Origin of the sequence: Micromonospora sp. NPDC005220 (assembly GCF_040607895.1) — a bacterium.
Taxonomy (GTDB): Bacteria; Actinomycetota; Actinomycetes; order Mycobacteriales; family Micromonosporaceae; genus Micromonospora.
Genome location: NZ_JBEXHP010000016.1, coordinates 1 through 16,398 on the forward strand (window position 1 = coordinate 1; position 16,398 = coordinate 16,398).

Annotated in this window: 9 protein-coding genes; 7 read left to right on the top strand and 2 right to left on the bottom strand. The window is 67.3% G+C overall.

Features of this window, described 5'->3' with window-relative positions:
• The first annotated feature begins 254 nt into the window (after positions 1–254).
• The 3 genes from ABZU52_RS10105 (at position 255) to ABZU52_RS10115 (ending at position 4,869) form a co-directional block, all read left to right on the top strand.
• On the top strand, positions 255–1,805 hold the full coding sequence (locus ABZU52_RS10105) for an RICIN domain-containing protein (RefSeq protein ID WP_354970708.1): 1,551 nt from the start codon (positions 255–257) through the stop codon (positions 1,803–1,805).
• Positions 1,806–1,845: 40 nt separating this feature from the next.
• Positions 1,846–3,417 (top strand): RICIN domain-containing protein, encoded by a 1,572-nt coding sequence (locus tag ABZU52_RS10110; RefSeq protein WP_354970709.1) that lies wholly within the window; start codon positions 1,846–1,848, stop codon positions 3,415–3,417.
• Positions 3,418–3,759: 342 nt separating this feature from the next.
• A complete protein-coding gene (locus ABZU52_RS10115) occupies positions 3,760–4,869 on the top strand; it encodes an RICIN domain-containing protein (protein WP_354970710.1) in 1,110 nt (369 codons plus the stop codon).
• An 895-nt stretch (positions 4,870–5,764) separates the two neighbouring features.
• Here the strand turns inward: ABZU52_RS10115 and ABZU52_RS10120 are convergent.
• Together ABZU52_RS10120 and ABZU52_RS10125 are read right to left on the bottom strand one after the other, a co-directional pair.
• Positions 5,765–7,213 carry a BNR-4 repeat-containing protein gene (locus ABZU52_RS10120; RefSeq protein ID WP_354970711.1) on the bottom strand — a complete coding sequence of 483 codons (1,449 nt, stop codon included), beginning with the start codon at positions 7,211–7,213 and terminating at the stop codon, positions 5,765–5,767.
• A 391-nt stretch (positions 7,214–7,604) separates the two neighbouring features.
• Complete coding sequence (locus ABZU52_RS10125; RefSeq protein WP_354970712.1) at positions 7,605–11,147, bottom strand: ThuA domain-containing protein; 3,543 nt, start codon at positions 11,145–11,147, stop codon at positions 7,605–7,607.
• Between the two features lie 506 nt (positions 11,148–11,653).
• On the opposite strand from ABZU52_RS10125, the gene ABZU52_RS10130 reads away from it, so the two are divergent.
• The 4 genes from ABZU52_RS10130 to ABZU52_RS10145 are packed head-to-tail and all read left to right on the top strand — an operon-like array spanning position 11,654 to position 16,396.
• A complete protein-coding gene (locus ABZU52_RS10130) occupies positions 11,654–13,180 on the top strand; it encodes a sugar ABC transporter ATP-binding protein (protein ID WP_354970713.1) in 1,527 nt (508 codons plus the stop codon).
• Complete coding sequence (locus ABZU52_RS10135; RefSeq protein ID WP_354970714.1) at positions 13,177–14,199, top strand: ABC transporter permease; 1,023 nt, start codon at positions 13,177–13,179, stop codon at positions 14,197–14,199. Before ABZU52_RS10130 ends, ABZU52_RS10135 begins: the two co-directional genes overlap by 4 nt.
• A complete protein-coding gene (locus ABZU52_RS10140; RefSeq protein WP_354970715.1) occupies positions 14,196–15,176 on the top strand; it encodes an ABC transporter permease in 981 nt (326 codons plus the stop codon). Before ABZU52_RS10135 ends, ABZU52_RS10140 begins: the two co-directional genes overlap by 4 nt.
• Positions 15,177–15,202: 26 nt before the next feature.
• Complete coding sequence (locus ABZU52_RS10145) at positions 15,203–16,396, top strand: substrate-binding domain-containing protein (RefSeq protein WP_354970716.1); 1,194 nt, start codon at positions 15,203–15,205, stop codon at positions 16,394–16,396.
• Positions 16,397–16,398: the final 2 nt, after the last annotated feature.

Here is a 16,398-nt window from a genome sequence, read left to right on the forward strand (position 1 = left end):
TCTTCGGTTGTCCTCACAAACCATCGATGATCGACGCGGTGGCCGTCTCCATGCCCACGCCACGCCCAACGCCAAAGCCAAGTGACGTTGGAGTATTAGTTATTTTGGGCTTGACAGTTAAGAAACCTATCTGCAAACTTCGATGCTGAGAGCGCTCTCCCCCTCACCGCCTCTCCCAGGTTTGCCTGCCCGTGCCTGCCCGCGCCTCCCGTCCCGGGGGCGGGCGCGGCGTCGGCAGCCGAGAAGGATTTCGGATGTCACGTACGTTCAAAGTGTTGGGTGTCGCCGCGGTCGCGGCGACCGCCGTCGGGCTGACGCCGTTGCTCAGCTTCGCCGGAGACCGCCCGACCCCTGCCGCCGCAGCTACTATCGCCCCTGGTCACGGCCCCGAACCTGGTATGAAGACGGCGATGCGGCGCGACCTGAAACTCAGCGACGCCCAGATCGCCGGGCGGCTGCGCACCGAGGCCTCCGCACCAACCGTCGATAGACGGCTGCGGGCGAAACTCGGCACGAGCTTCGCCGGGGCGTGGATCCCCGCCGGCTCCCCACGCCTCACGGTCGCTGTGACAACAGCGGCCGCCGCGGCCGTTGTTCGCGGCGAGGGAGCCGATGTCAAGATCGTCGCCCGTAGCGCCGCTCAACTCGAAACCACCAAAGTCGCACTCGACAAGCACCGCACGAGGGCCACACGCGACATTCACAGCTGGTACGTCGATGTCGCCACGAACACCGTCGTGATATCCGCCGACCCGGCTGGAAAGGCGGTGGCCGAGGCGTTCATCAAGGCCAGCGGCATCAGCGCTGGCACGGTACGGATCGTCGCGTCGGCGGCGGCACCCCAACCGGTCTACGACACCCGCGGTGGCGACCAGTACGTCATCAACGGCAACACCCTGTGTTCAATCGGGTTCCCGGTCCGGGGCGGCTTCGTCAGCGCCGGACACTGTGGCGGCGTCGGCAGCGCAACTTTGGGCTACAACAACATCGCCCAGGGCACCTTCGCCGGATCGTCGTTCCCGGGCAACGACTACTCCTGGATCCGGACCAACGGCGACTGGACATCACGTCCCTGGGTGAAGGACGCCTCCGGTGGCAACGCACTCGTCGCCGGGTCGCGGGACGCGGCGGTCGGCAGCTCGATCTGCCGCTCCGGGCGAACGACCGGATGGCGCTGCGGCACCCTGCAGGGCCGCGACGAAACGGTGAACTACTCGGCCGGCGCGGTCCAGGGCCTCAGCCGGATGAGCGCGTGCGCGGAACCCGGCGACTCCGGCGGCTCGGTGATCTCCGGAGACCAGGCACAGGGCGTGACCTCAGGCGTCACCGGCAACTGCACCACCGGCGGCACCACCTGGTTCCAGCCGGTCAACGAAATCCTCAGCACGTACGGTCTGTCCCTGACCACCTCCGGCGCTACCTCTGTCAGCCGGCTGATCAGCGACTTCAACAACAAGTGCCTCGATGTCCCCGGCTACAACTATGCCGACGGCCAACCGGTCGACGTGTGGGACTGCAACAACGGCGCCAACCAGAACTGGGACTTTCCCGCCGGCACCGTCCGCACCCAAGACAACAAATGCCTCGACGTCACGGGCAACAGCACCGCCAACGGGGCACCCATCGAAATCTGGAACTGCAACGGCGGCGCCAACCAGCAATTCGTTCTCTCCGCAGCCGGCGACCTGGTCAACCCCCAAGCCAACAAATGTGTCGACATCACCGGCTACCACAACGCCAACGGTGCCACCCTCGCCCTCTGGGACTGCAACGGCGGCGCCAACCAGAAATGGCACCGCGGCTGACCCTCCAGCGGCCATCCCCTGATCGATCGGAGACATCTCGATGACTGTGTTGCCCAAGTTCGGATGGAAGCGCCGAGGCACCGTTGTCACCGCGTGCTCAGCGCTGCTGGCCCTGGTGGTCGGAGGTGTCGTCGCCGTGCCACAGAATGCCTCAGCGGTTGGGGCACGCGACGCAGAGGCCATGTACACCGCGTTCAACAGCGCCTTTCTGGTGCGCTCCGGCAGCGATGTCTTCTACAAGAGGGCGCTGAATGACGGACAACCGGACGGAACGTGGTCAGCTTCACTTGACATCCTCGGGGCCGAAGACGCCTACGAGCGGACCGGCGACCCCGCAAAGAAGGCTCTGGTCAACGACCTGTTGAACACCTGGCTGAAGAACACGCCTCCGCCGTGGAGCTGGGATGGCTGGAATGACGACATCGGCTGGTTCACGTTGGCGCTCATCCGCGGCTACCAGATGACGGGCAACCCCACCTTCCTCACGCAGGCGAAGTACGGCTTCGACTATGCGTTCGGCCGCGGATGGGACACCAAGTACAACGGCGGTGGCATCTGGGAGGAAAACCCGGAGTACACGGCCCGGTACAACCCTCCGAAGGTCCCGAACAAGGATCCCCTGGCGAACGACAGCCTCGGCAAGGTCGCGTGCATGATTTACCAGAGCACTCACGACGTGGGCTACCTGAACAAGTGCCAGCAGATCTACGACTGGGTGTGGAGCCACCTCTACAACCCCAGCACCGGCGCGGTCTACGCCAGGATCGAGATGGACGGCACCCTGAACAAGGATACGGCAGCCTACAACCAGGGGACTTTCGCGGACTACGCCAATCTGCTCTGGGAGATCACCGGCAACGTCAACATCTACAACGATGCGAAGCGGGCGATCGACTACGCCCGCAACAACCTGATGGTCAACGGCGTCTTCAGCAATGGGGCGGGTTACCTCAACACCTGGGCAGACGAAGTGGCTCGCGGTGCCGGACACTTCGTGCGAGACAACCGCCAGTGGGACGAGTACTACTCGTGGATGGTGCGGAACGCCGACGCCATCCAAGCCAACCGGCGCACCGACCTCGGTATCACCGGGAACGCATGGGACCGGCCCACCCCCACCGACAACACGATGACCGCGAACAAGTTCGTCAGCGCGATGGCGTGGATGCAGTTCACCCCCGCCAGTCGACCGAACAACATCGGTGGCATCCATGTCATCACCAACCAGAAAACCGGCCTCGCCATTGACAGCGCCGGCACCTTCGGCAACGGCAAAAGCGTCCTGCAGTGGGGTTCGAACTCCGGTCAGAACCAGAAGTGGCTGTTCACCCAGAACTCGGACACCTCGTGGAACATCGTCAACCTGTCGACCTGGCAGGCCATGGACAGTCCTGGCGGCTCGGCCGCAGACAACCTGGCAATGGTTCAGTGGCAACCCAGCCGCGACTCCAACCAGCGCTGGTGGGTCGACCAGCAGCCGGACGGCACTTACAAGATCTGGAACCAGGCCAGCGGGAAAGCACTGGACGGCGCCTCGTCGGTCACCAACGGCGCGCCGCTGATCCAGTACGGCTGGAACGGCGAACCGCAACAGCGCTGGGTCCTCCAATAGCCGTCAACGACAACAACAAATCCGCGAAGTGACGCTCCGATCCCGGAGTGAGTCCGGAGCCTCACTCGCGCCAACACTCGTACGCGAGCGCCCTCGCGTGTCGTCGGACAGGCCGTTCGGCCGGCGGCAGGTCGACTCAATGGGTACCGCACGGTCTTCGGCGTGGAATCTGGCACGTGCCTCGACGCCGTCGCGCACGGCACCGCCACCGCACCAGACCTCTACCTGCGACGGCGCAACCAACCAGAAGTGGACGCATATCCGACGTGGGAGGGCGCCCCCGGTCGGCGTTCCTCTCCTTCCCTCGGTCGACATCCCCAACAAAACACGAAAGGACCAGCTATGCGACGGAACCTCAAGCGCCTGGCATCGGCGGCCCTCGGGATCGCCCTGGCCGCCTCGGTGGTGGTCACGGGCGGCACGCCGGCGCAGGCCGAGTCGAACGGCGGCGTACGGATTATGCCGCTCGGCGACTCCATCACCGACGGGCTCAACACCCCCGGTGGCTACCGGATCGGACTGTGGCAGCGGCTGGCGAACGCCGGCCGGCTCACCGATTTCGTCGGCAGCGCTTACAACGGGCCGTCGAACCTGGGTGACCACGACCACGAGGGTCACTCGGGCTGGCGCATCGACGACATCGACCGGAGCATTACCGGCTGGCTGCGAACGGCCAACCCACGCACGATCCTGCTGCACATCGGCACCAACGACATTGGCCAGAATTACGACGTGGCCAACGCCCCGGCCCGGCTGTCCACGCTGATCGACCACATCCGGGCGATCGAACCCAACGTGGAACTCTTCGTCGCGCAGATCATCCCCACCGCCAACGCGGGCAACGAGGCCAAAACCCAGACATTCAATGCCGCCCTGCCCGGCATCGTCGCGCAAAAGGGCCCGAGGACCCACCTGGTCGACATGCACTCCGCCCTCACTACCGCCGACCTGGCCGACGGCCTGCACCCGAACGCGGGCGGCTACGACAAGATGGCGGCACGGTGGTGGTCCGCGCTGCAGTCCGTGCCGGGCAGCCTCGACACGATCACCACCCCACCGACCGGATCGGCTGCGCTGCTCTCGAACCCTCAGTCCACCCGCTGCCTCGATGTGTCCGGGGCCGGCACCGCCGACGGCGGCCAGGCGCTGATCTGGGACTGCCACGGCCAGGCCAACCAGAGCTGGACCCGCACCACTGCCGGCGAGTTGAAGGTTTTCGGAGACCGCTGCCTCGACGTCAACGGCGGCGGCACCGCCAACGGCACCAAGGTGCAGAGCTGGACCTGCAACGGCACCGCGGCACAGAAGTTCACCTTCACCGCCGCCGGAACGATCGTCAACACCGCCTCCGGCAAGTGCATCGACGTCAATGCGAACGGCACCGCGAACGGGACGCTGGTCCAGCTCTGGGAATGCAACGGCACCGGAGCCCAGCTCTGGGCCACGCGGTAGACCAGGTCGGAAGCCACCCGCCAGCGGCACGTTACCGCAGCACGTTCCGCGAAGGCCACGGTCGACGCGAGGGAGCTGCTCCGTCGATGTTCAGCACAGAGCTCGTGACCTGTACGCACGTCCAGAGAAACGTTTTCTTTCCGGAGGTCATCGTGCCCTTCACTTTCGGACGCCGGCACTTGTCGCCCGGCCTCGCCATCGGCACCGGCAGGTCACTGCTGGCGTGACCTCGACCGCGACGCAGCACGAGAACCCAGGGTCTGGCTGATCGCCTGGACGCAGTGGCTCGTCGACCGCTACGGCCTCGCCCAAGACCTCGGGTCGTGCTGGCCGGCGCACCCCGCCCTGGTGGGGGAGTTGACGGCGCTGGCCGAGTCGTGGCACCACGCCTACTCCCGCAAGGCCGACCCGCACACAACGGTGCGTTGGCACGAGGCGCTGCAACCGGCCCGGCACCGCTGGCAGGGCTGGGACATCATCCGCTGCCGCCAGCGCCAGCACACACCACCTGGCAGCGCCGACACCGTCTGGTCGCCGCCGTGGCCGACAGACGCCGAGCGGGCTGTCACCGACGACGTCAACGCCCGCCAGCGTGCAGTGGCGGCACGGACAGCAGGAGGTGTGCTGCTGGTTGGCTGGTCATGGCCGAAATGGGGGCCTGTTTGGGGGTTGCTGTTGTCGAATTTGTTGAATCCATGCCCGGTCTGGGCGGCGGGGCGGTTGTGGGCGGCGGCGCCCGAACCCGATGCGGCTGCGCGGTCCAGGCAGTGTCGAGGGTTCGTTGCCGTTGTTCACGAATCTGTCCGGCGGTGCGTTCGGGACTGATGCCGGGGTGTGCAGGCCGATTTCGGGGTCTGGCCGGGAACACCGTTAGATCCACAGACCCGGCGGACCCTCAGGGGATCGCGGGCACGACGACCTCGCGGACGAGGACATCCTCGGCGGACGCCGTGAGGTGGACGTCGGTGACGCGTAGCGTGACGAAGTAGCGGCCGGGCTGGGCGTAGCGGTGGCTGGGCGTTGCGCCGGTGCCGGTGGTGCCGTCACCGAAGGTCCACGACCAGGAGGCGACGGCGCCGCCGGCGTCGGCGGATGCTCGGGCATCAAAGCCGACGGAACGCGGTTGACCGCTGCTGGTGGCGGTGAACGACGCGGTGGGTGCGGCGTTGCCGCTCAATGCGGTTCCCGTGCGTAGGAGCCGGGTGCGGAAGCGGGTGTAGCTGGGGTAGTCGCCGGCCATCCAGACCACGTCGAGGGCGCTGCCATGCGGCAGGCCCCATGGCGAGAAGGGGCGCATGTTCGGTTCGGTCGAGCCGGAGGTGATCGCCTCGGTGCTCCAGGTGGTGCCGAGGTCCGGGGTGGTCCACCGTTCGATCTCGAACATCCCGTTGACCTGCCGGGACAGGAGCACCACCGACGGATCGTCGTGGTCGAGCGTGATGCCGCCGGAGTAGTTCGGCTCGGCGGGATCGCCGCTGATGGTGCTGCCGGCTGCGGTCAGTTCGCGGTCGAACCAACCGTTGCCGGTCCAGCGTGCGTAGTGGTAGCGGTGGTCGGCATCGGTGGGGAATGTGGCGTACGTGATGACCGGACGCCCGGAGGAGTCGACGGCGATGTCATGGACCCATGCCTTCGCACCCTGTGCCGCAGCGTCGTACACCTTGCTCGCCTGCGCCGCCGTCACGGCGGTGCCCATCGGCCCGATGCGGCTGCCGTCGGCCCGGTAGAGGGTGCCCGCCCGGTAGTACATGTAGTAGATGCTGGTCCTGAGGTTGCGCGGGTGCGCCTCGGTGAAGGCGAAGTGGATGGTGTCGGTGCCGTTGGAGGTTACCTTCACGTACGGCCGTTGCCCGGGTGCGGAGATCAAGCGAGTGGCCGTGGTCCACTGGTCCCCGCCGTTTGTGGTGGAGTAGGCCGGGTTGAAGTCTCCGCCGCGCCAGAACAGGTACAACCGGTTGTTCTCCCCGGACAGTTGCACCGGGTTGGGGTAGGTGTATCCGTAGCCACCAGCGGTGTTGGTCAGCACCTGCTTGATCGGCTCCCACCCGGTGACGTCCTCGGGCCGGGCCGATCGCCGGTAGTACATCGCCGAACCGCCGTGGGCGGACCAGAAGACGACAACGCGACGGTCGGGGCGGATGACGATGGCCGGGTTGTTGTGGTCGTCGATCTGGAAGCCGGTCGTCACCACTGAGGTCGTACGGCGCTCGGTCTCGTGGTCGTACATCGTCACGCGGATCTCGCCGTTGGCAGTGATGAGGCCGAGGTACGTCCGCCGATGGTCGCCGTGGTAGTAGACGCCGCGGGGGTCGGCGAACCAGCACCAGGCGCCGCTGGCCGCCAATTCGGTGCGGGGGGCGGAACTGGCGGCGGCCGTCGCCGCGGGGTCGGCGGCGGCCGGCGGGGCGGCCGGGCAGGATCAGGACCGTGGTGGAGATGGCCAGGAAACGCTTTGGCATTCGAGTCGTCCGTCGTGCATCAACCATCGCCACCACCACCGGGACAAAGAGCCGACAGACTCGTCAGCAAGTCAGAGAAAGCGCTTTCCTGGCACTTTATCGTGCCGATCCATCCAACGAAAGCATCGACTGCTACCGCTGTCCGGCGAGGTGTTGGACGAGACTCTCGACGCGGCGGCGCTTCGAATGGGTGAGCGCATCGGGTACAGGTTGTCTCGCGCGGCCCGTCCCCGCGCGACCGGATGCCGCGCGGGGACGGGGGTCCTGCTGTTGCGGCTACGCCAGGGTGAACCGCCACTGCTGGTTGGTGCCGCTGTGGCAGGTCCACTGCAGCAGGCGGGCCCCGTCAGCGGTACCCGCACCGTTGACGTCGATGCACTTTCCGCTTCCGACGTTGCGGATCGCGTAGACGTTCGGGGTGCCCGTCGGGACAACAGTGAACTTCTGGGCGTTGCTGCTGCTGTCGCAGGTGAGCTGCTGTAGGAAGGCACCGTCGGCGGTGGACGCGCCGGTCACGTCAACGCACTTGCCACTGTGGACGGCCTGCAGGGTAAAGGTGTTGCTTCCGGCGTTGACTGCCTGCCATTTCTGGTTGTTGCCGCCGGTGGGCGCCCACTGGATGATCTGGGCGTTGTCGGCGGTGGAGACGCCGTTGACGTCAATGTTCTTGCCGCTGTGCTGGGCGGTCAGCGTCCATGTCTTACCGATGGGTCCGCCCGGTGTGCCGACGCCACCCCCTCCGAAGGTGAACGAGTCGACGTCGAAGCCGTTGTCGGCGCCGTTCTTGAACACCATGTACAGGGTGTGCGTGCCGGACAGGGCCGCTGTGTTGACTGGTGCCGTCGACTGGTAGGTGTCCCAGCCGCCGGTGTTCGGCACGGTGGTGGTGGCAAGCAGGGTGCCGGTCGGCGAGTCGGCGCGCAGCTCGATCGAGCCTCCGCCGGTCGGCGACGACACCCGGTAACTGACGTTGGTGATGCCCTGCAGGCTCATCGGGTTGAACGAGATCCAGTCGTTGTTGGAGATGTCCCCGATGCGCTTGGTGCTCTCCGCGGCGGCCTGGTCGATGATCCGGATGCCGGACTGTGCGGTGAAGTACTCCGCCTGCTTGTGCTTGGGCTGCAGGATCGCCTGCCCGTAGCCGGTCAGCGGGGCCGCGCCGCCCGCGCCGCCGTTGTCGGTGTACTTTGCGATGAGCGCGTAGAACAAGTTGGCGCCATCGGGGTGCCCGCCGAGCAGGTCGGTGGAGATGGTCCCGGAGCAGCCCGGGTACTCGGTGGTCTCGTGCAGGTGGTCGTCGTGGCCGAGGGCTGGGTTGACGTACACCTTCGAGCAGTCGATCGCCGCACCGCCCGGGTCGGTGACGGTCACCGTGTAGGAGACCTGGTCGCCAAAGTTGAGCATGCCGCCGTTGACCGGGGTGCTCACCGTGACGACCGGCGCCGTGTTGCCGACCGTGATCTGCACGTTGGCGAAGCCGGTCTTGCCGGTGTTGTCGGTTACCCTCAGCTGGGCGGTGTAGTTGCCGTTGGTGGTGTACGTCTTGGCCGGGTTGGGCGACGTCGACGTGGTGCCGTCACCGAACGTCCACAGGTAGCTGATCGTGTTGCCCGGGTCGGGGTCGATCGTCCCGGCGCTGGAGAACTGTACGTTCAGCGGCGCGAGGCCGTTCGTCACGTTCGCCGACGCCTTGGCGATCGGGGACCGTCCACCTTGGACGTAGTCGATGCGGTAGAGGCCGGAGTCGTTGTTGCCGCCGCCGAAGCTGGAGCCCCACTCGAGCAGGTACAGGGATCCGTCGGGGCCGAACTCCATGTCCATCGGTTTGTTGAAGTTGCCGCCCGGCAGGAAGGTGTTGGTCCGGGTCACGGCGCTGTTGCCGTCGAGGTGGACCTCCTTGACGTAGCTGCGCGACCATTCGTAGAAGAAGTGCACGCCGTCGTAGTACTGCGGGAACTTCGTCGCCGAGGTGCTGGCGGCGTTGTACCGGTAGACGGGCCCGCCCATCGGTGCGGACCCGCCGGAGCCCAGCTCGGGGAAGTTGGGCGACGCGCCGTAGCCGTACCAGATGTTGGGGGCGACAACTGGCTTCAGGTTCACCAGGCCGGTGTTGTTGGGCGAGTTGTTGACCGGTGCCGAGCAGTTGAACTTGGAGCCGACCACACCGGTGTCCGGGTTGAACGGCGCGTAGGGCTGGTTGTCGCCGTGGCAGAAGGGCCATCCGTAGTTGCCGGCGGCCTTGACGACGTTGAGCTCGACGAGGCCCTCGGGCCCGCGGTTGGTGGTCGGCAGGCCGCGGTCCGGCCCGTAGTCGGCCAGGTAGACCCAGCCGTTCGCAGGGTCGATTGAGAACCGGAACGGGTTGCGGAAGCCCATCGCGTAGACCTCGGCCCGCGTCTGGGCGGTGCCTTGCGGGTAGAGGTTGCCGGCGGGGATGGTGTAGCCGCCGCTGGCGCCGGGGCGGATCCGCAGCAGCTTGCCGCGCAGGTCGTTGGTGTTGCCCGCGGTGCGTGCCGCGTCGAGGTGGGACTTGCCGGCCCGCCAGTCCAGCGGGGCGTAGCCCTGCCAGTTGCTGTCGAGGTTCGGGGCGACGTCGTCGCCGGTGCCGATGAAGAGGTTGCCGTCCGGGCCGAAGGCGATGTAGCCGCCGGTGTGGCCCGGCTCCGGGGATGTGCGGTCCCGGGTGGCGGGGATGTCGATGATGGTGGCGCCGCTGGACAGGTTCAGTGTGTCACCGGTCAGCGTGTAGCGCGACACCCGGTTGACGTCCGTGGTGCTGGACGCCGGCGAGTGGTACAGGTACACGTAGCCGTTGCTGGCGAAGTTGGGGTCCAAGGCCAGCCCGGTGAGGCCGTCCTCGCCGCCGGTGTAGACGCTCAGGGTGCCGGCGGTGACGGTGCTGTTGGTGCTGGGCTTGAAGATCTTCACCTGGCCGGCGCGCTGGACGTAGATGACGCGCCCGTCGGGGGCGACCGCCAGGGCCATCGGGTCGGCGGTGTTGTCATCCAGGCTGCGCTTCTCAAAGTTGCCCCAGACAGTGCCGCCGCAGTCCCCGGCCACGTTGCCGGCGGCCCAGCGCACGCCGCCGAGGACGTGGTTGCGGAAGTCGGCCTCGCTGTAGGAGGCAATGGCGTGGCCCATGGCGGTGGTCCAGACCCGGCCGCCGCCGGTGTTGCGGCACCACGAGATCGGATGGTCGGCACCCATGGCCCTGCCGCCCGGGTTGTACGTCCGCTCGTCGGCGGTGACGAGCACATGGACGTCGCCGCGCGGGTTGCGGTCGAAGTTGTACCACTCCTCGCTGCGGTTCCAGCGGTCGGGCAGCCCGGTGGTCGACGGGTGGCTCTTGTCCGCGACGATCGCCGTGCCGGGCAGGACGCCGGGAGAGTGCTCCGGCATGTGAGCGCCCGCGTTGACCGTCTGGTCCCACCACGGGTACTCCGTGTCGATGCCCATGTCCGTGGCGTTGTGGATTGCCACGATGCCCTTGCCGCTGGCCAGATAGCCTTCGACGGCCTGACGCTGGGCGGTGGTGGAGAACACCATGCCCGAGGTCTGCAGCATGATGAGGACGTCGAAGGTGGCGAGGTTGGCCGGGGTGAAGACGGCACTGTCCTCGGTCTGCACCACCTCGAAGTTGTTGGCCGCGGCCTGCTGCTGGAACATCGAGATGCCGGCAGGAATCGAGTCGTGTCGATAACCGACGGTCTTGGTGAACAGTAAGGCCCGGAACGCCGGGGCCGCTGACGCGGGCTTGACGAGCGCCATCGCCAGGATTATCCCGACGATCGTGCCCATGATTAACGCGCTTTTTCGCATGCCGCTTCCTCTCGGCGGGACAACGGGGGTCCGACCACGGGGCGCACGGAAGCCGCCCTGCGCCTGTGCAGGGCTGATGCGGTGCGTGAGGTGCCGGCCGGGTCGACTGCCGTCCGCCGTGACGGACAGTCACCTGCAGGAGTTACCCGAGCCGTGGTCTGAGATGCCCAGGGTGCTCGACCCATCTTCAGAAGTCAATATTTTCGGCGTATCGGCAGCTCAACGGCACTTTCCGAGGTGATCACGGGAATCTGGCGCTCATCTCGCCTCATCCGTTTGGCTGGTCGAATACCGGCGATCGGCGGAGGTTGAGCAACGACTTTGTTTCGGTCGCTACACACCATTGCGACCGATCATCGAAACATTTACTCTGCTGAACGCCGAGCTTTCGCTGAATTTAACGAAAGTCTGCGTCATCTCGGCGAAAGCCTCCTCGCTACGTGCTCCACCGATGCTCGACCGAGATCTCTGCCGCCTTCGATGGTCACGGTCAGTTAGGGGTTGCCATGCCCGAACCACTGCTCCAACTTCGCAAGATCGGCAAGTCCTTTCTCGGTGTCCAGGTTCTCGACGATGTCGACCTGGACGTGCTGCCCGGCGAGGTCCATGCCGTCGTCGGCGAGAACGGCGCAGGCAAATCGACCCTCATGAAAATCATTTCTGGGGTGTACATGCCTGACGGCGGCACCATCGGACTCGACGGTGCCACCACGACCTTCCGCAGCCCACGCGACGCGCAACAGGCCGGGATCGGCATCATCCACCAGGAGTTCAACCTGCTGCCGGAGCGGACCGTCGCGGAGAACGTCTTCCTCGGCCACGAACCGTCCCGCCGAGGCATGGTGGACCGCCGGGAGATGCACACCCGCACCGCCGAGCTCCTCGCCGCCGCCGGTGAGACGTCCTTCGACCCCGGTGTGAAGGTCGGCCGTCTCGGCGTCGCCCAGCAGCAGGTCGTCGAGATCGTCAAGGCCCTCGCTCTGGACGCGCGGCTGCTCATCATGGACGAGCCCACCGCCGCGCTCGCCGACCACGAGGTCGAGCTGCTCTACGCCCTCGTACGCCGGCTCCAGGAGCGCGGGATCGGCCTGCTCTACGTCTCGCACCGGCTCACCGAAGTCTTCGACCTGTCCGGTCGGATCACGGTGCTCAAGGACGGCCGACGGGTCACCACCCTCACCACCGCCGACACCACCGGCGAGCAGCTCGTGCGGCACATGGTCGGTCGGGAACTGTCCAGCTACTACCCGGACCGGGCCGCACCCGAGGACCGGGGCCCGGTGCGGCTCAACCTTCGCGACGCAGGTAACCGCAAGCTGCGGGACGTCAACCTCCAGTTGCGCGCCGGCGAGGTGCTCGGCATCGGCGGGCTGCAGGGCTCCGGGCGCTCGGCGCTGGCCCGTGCGATCTTCGGGGTGTCGCCGTTCACGACCGGCGACGTCACGCTCGACGACCGGCCGGTCCGACTGCGCTCACCCCGCGCGGCCATCCGGGCCGGCATCGCCTACGTCACCGAGGACCGCAAGGGCGAAGGCATCGTCGCCGGCCAGTCGGTCCTCGACAACGCCCTACTCGCCGGCCGGGCCGTGTTCCCCTCGTGGAGCGGGCGCAGCGCCCGGGCGGTCAAGGTCCGCGAGCTGCTCACCGCGGTCGAGGTGCACGCCGCCGGAGAGGACCAGGCGATCCGCTTCCTGTCCGGCGGCAACCAGCAGAAGGTCGTGCTGGCCCGTTGGCTCGCGCTCGGCCCGAAGATCATGCTCTTCGACGAGCCGACCCGCGGTATCGACGTCGGCGCCAAATCCGCCATCCACGACCTCGTTCGCAAACTGGCCCGTGAGGGCGCCGCCGTACTGATGATCTCTTCCGAACTGCCCGAGCTGCTCGGCATGAGCGACCGGATCGTGGTCATGCGCGACGGCGCGATCGCCGGGGAGCTGCCCGCCGGCGCGAGCGAGGAAGAGGTCGTCGGGCTCGCGACCGGCGCACTGCACGCCGCACCGAACGGTGCTCTCGTCAAAGAGGTGTCCGCATGACCGTGGCCCCGCCAGTACCGGCCCGCACCACCGCGGTGCGGCTCGAGGCGTCCGCCGCCGGACCCGCCCGCGGCGTTTACATCGCCCTGGCGCTCACGCTGGTGATCGGCTGGGTCATCGTCGCGATCGACGGCGGCTCGCTGTTCAACCAGTCCACAATGGTGAGCCTGCTGCACGTGGCTACCGGCCTCGGTCTGGTGGCCGTCGGTCAGACCCTCGTCATTCTGGCCGGCTCACTCGACCTCTCCGTCGGGTACGTCATCAGCCTCAGCACGCTCGTCGCGGCCGAGACGATGGCGGGCAGCGACGGCAACATCCTGCCGGCCCTGGGGCTGGTCCTGTTGGTCGCCGCCGCGATCGGGCTGCTCAACGGGCTGCTGGTGGCGAAGCTGCAGATCAACGCCTTCATCGCCACCGTCGGCGTCGGGCTACTGCTCAAGGGCTACCTCGACAACGGCTACGACGGCCCGGCCGGCAAGACCGCGCCCGCGTTCGTGCAAAGCCTCGGCTACCAGCGCATCGGGCCGGTTCCGGTCGCGTTCCTGCTGCTGCTGGCGGTGGCCGCCGCGGCCTGGTTCGCGGTACGCGGCACCCGGTGGGGCCACCACCTCATCGCCGTCGGCGGCGACCCCGAAGTGGCCCGGCTCTCCGGTGTCCGCAACAGCCGGGTCCTGATCCTCGCCCATGTGCTGTGCGCGCTGTGCTCCGGCCTCGCCGGCATCTACCTCGCCAGTCGGCTCGGCTCCGGCGCACCACGGGTCGGCGTCGAGGGCCTCTACGACCTCGAGTCCATCGCCGCCGTTGTACTCGGTGGCACCGCCCTCGCCGGTGGCCGCGGCGGCGTGCTCGGCACCGTCGGCGGTGTGCTGCTGCTGGCGAGCATCGACAGCATCTTCAACCAGCTCGAGGTCGACGCGTTCTTCAAGCAGGTCATCCGCGGTGTGATCATCATCGCGGCGGTGGCTATCTACGCCCGGCGGCTGCAGCGTCGCCGCGCGACCCGGAGGGCGGCAGCGTGACCACTGAGGCACTGGAGCGGCCGACGCGCCGGCAGTTCAACCCGTTGAAGGCTGGCGGCATTACGCCGATTATCGGCATCCTTGCGATCCTGCTGGTCCTCGTGGCGTTCCAGCAGCCGGACTTCTTCCAGCCGGCGTCACTGCTGTCGTTCATCGGGCGGTCCGCGCCGCTCATCCTGCTCGCCGCCGGACAGTACTTCGTCATCGTCTCCGGCGAGTTCGACCTCTCGGTCGGCTCGCTGGTCACCGCGCAGGTCGTCGTCGCGGCCCGGCTCATCGACAGCGACCCGGACCGCACCTGGCCCGTCGTGCTCGTCGTGCTTGCCTTCGGCGTCGTGGTCGGGCTCGTCAACGGCCTCGTCACCACGCTGCTGAAGGTGCCGTCGTTCATCACCACCCTCGGCATGTACCTCATCCTGGTCGGCGCCGTCTACCTGTGGTCCGACGGCGCCCCGAAGGGCGGGCTGTCGGAGGAGTTCCGGCGCTTTGGCCGGCGGGCGTTCGAGGACGTGCCGCTGCTCGGCCGGGTGCCCTACGCGCTGCCGATCCTGCTCGGCGTCGCCGCTGTCGCCGTCGCCATCACCCGCGCCGACTTCGGCCGCACCCTGGTCGCCGTCGGCGACAACATGCGAACCTCGGAGCTCACTGGCATCCGGGTCTGGCGCACGAAGACGATCGCGTTCGTGCTGAGCGGCGTCCTCGCTACCGTCGCGGCGATCCTGCTCGGTGGTTACAGCGGCGTCTCGTTCCAGGCCGGCGTCGGCCTCGAGTTCGGCGCGATCACCGCCGTCGTGCTCGGCGGCGTCGTGCTCGGCGGCGGTCGCGGCTCCGTCGTCGGCGCCATGCTCGGCGCACTCACCCTCGAAACCCTGTTCGCCCTGATGAATTTCTACGGCGTCTCCGGCGCCCTCAGATCGACAGTTCAGGGCCTGATCATCCTCCTCGCGGTCGCAGTCGGAGCACTGCGCCGCCGCTGATACACCCTTACTCCTTAGGAGATCGCATGAGACGAACCCCGCACGTCGCTGCTGCGGCCGCTGTCACCGCCTTGCTGGTGCTCGCCGGCTGTGCCACGGACGAGCCGGCTGCCGGTCCCTCCGGCAGTGCCTCTGCCGCCGCCGGTTCTGGCACCGGTGAGCAGTCGAAGTTCTTCGTCCAGGCCGACTACGACGCCGAGCTCGCGTTGCTCGACGCCGCGCCGACCGGCCCCGCCGACAAGCCCTGGGAGCAGGTGCTCAACCCGAAGCTGGTGGACACCGCCAAGTTCAAGAAGAGCGGTCCGCACAAGATCTGCTTCTCCAACGCCGCGCTGAACAACCCGTGGCGGCAGGTCGGGTTCAAGACCATGCAGGCCGAGGTCGAGGCGCAGAAGAGCCGTATCAAGGAGTTCGTGCACGTCGACGCCGAGGGCAAGGACCAGAAGCAGATCGCGGACATCAACGACCTGCTCGGCAAGGACTGCGATGCGCTCATCGTCTCGCCGAACACCACAGCCACGCTCACCCCGGCCGTGGAGGCGGCCTGCGCGGCCGGGCTGCCGGTCGTCGTCTTCGACCGTGGTGTCAACACGAAGTGCCCGGTGACGTTCATCAACCCCATCGGCGGTTACGGGTTCGGCCACGTCGGCGCCGAGTTCGTCAGCCAGAAGATGAAGCCCGGCGGGAAGGTCCTCGCCCTGCGGATCCTGCCCGGTGTCGACGTGCTGGAGACCCGCTGGTCGGCGGCGAAGGTGGCGTTCGACAAGGCGAAGGTCGACGTCGTCGGCGTCGAGTTCACCGACGGCGACCCGGCCAAGACCAAGAAGATCGTCGACGACTACATCCAGCGCTACGGCACGATCGACGGTGTCTGGATGGACGCCGGAGCGGTGGCCGTCGCGGCGGTCGAGGCGTTCCAGGACGCGGGCAAGCCCGTTCCGCCGATGAACGGCGAGGACCAGCTGGACTTCCTGAAGATCTGGAAGGACAAGCAGCTCACCGCCATCGCGCCGACCTACCCGACCTACCAGTGGCGTACGCCGATCATCGCGGCGCTGCGGATCCTCGACGGTGAGCAGGTGTCCAGCCCCTGGAAGCTGCCGCAGCCGACCGTCACCCAGGACAACCTGGATCGGTACCTCGACGCGAACATGCCGCCGCTGCACTACGCGATGTGCGGCTGCACCGACCTGCCCGGCTACCCGCAGCGCTGGAAGTAGGG

Bases quoted from the DNA above. Each gene is read 5' to 3' on its own strand.
- ABZU52_RS10105 (WP_354970708.1), top strand. From the start codon at position 255: ATGTCACGTACGTTCAAAGTGTTGGGTGTCGCCGCGGTCGCGGCGACC.
- ABZU52_RS10110 (WP_354970709.1), top strand. From the start codon at position 1,846: ATGACTGTGTTGCCCAAGTTCGGATGGAAGCGCCGAGGCACCGTTGTC.
- ABZU52_RS10115 (WP_354970710.1), top strand. From the start codon at position 3,760: ATGCGACGGAACCTCAAGCGCCTGGCATCGGCGGCCCTCGGGATCGCC.
- ABZU52_RS10125 (WP_354970712.1), bottom strand. From the start codon at position 11,147: ATGCGAAAAAGCGCGTTAATCATGGGCACGATCGTCGGGATAATCCTG.
- ABZU52_RS10130 (WP_354970713.1), top strand. From the start codon at position 11,654: ATGCCCGAACCACTGCTCCAACTTCGCAAGATCGGCAAGTCCTTTCTC.
- ABZU52_RS10135 (WP_354970714.1), top strand. From the start codon at position 13,177: ATGACCGTGGCCCCGCCAGTACCGGCCCGCACCACCGCGGTGCGGCTC.
- ABZU52_RS10145 (WP_354970716.1), top strand. From the start codon at position 15,203: ATGAGACGAACCCCGCACGTCGCTGCTGCGGCCGCTGTCACCGCCTTG.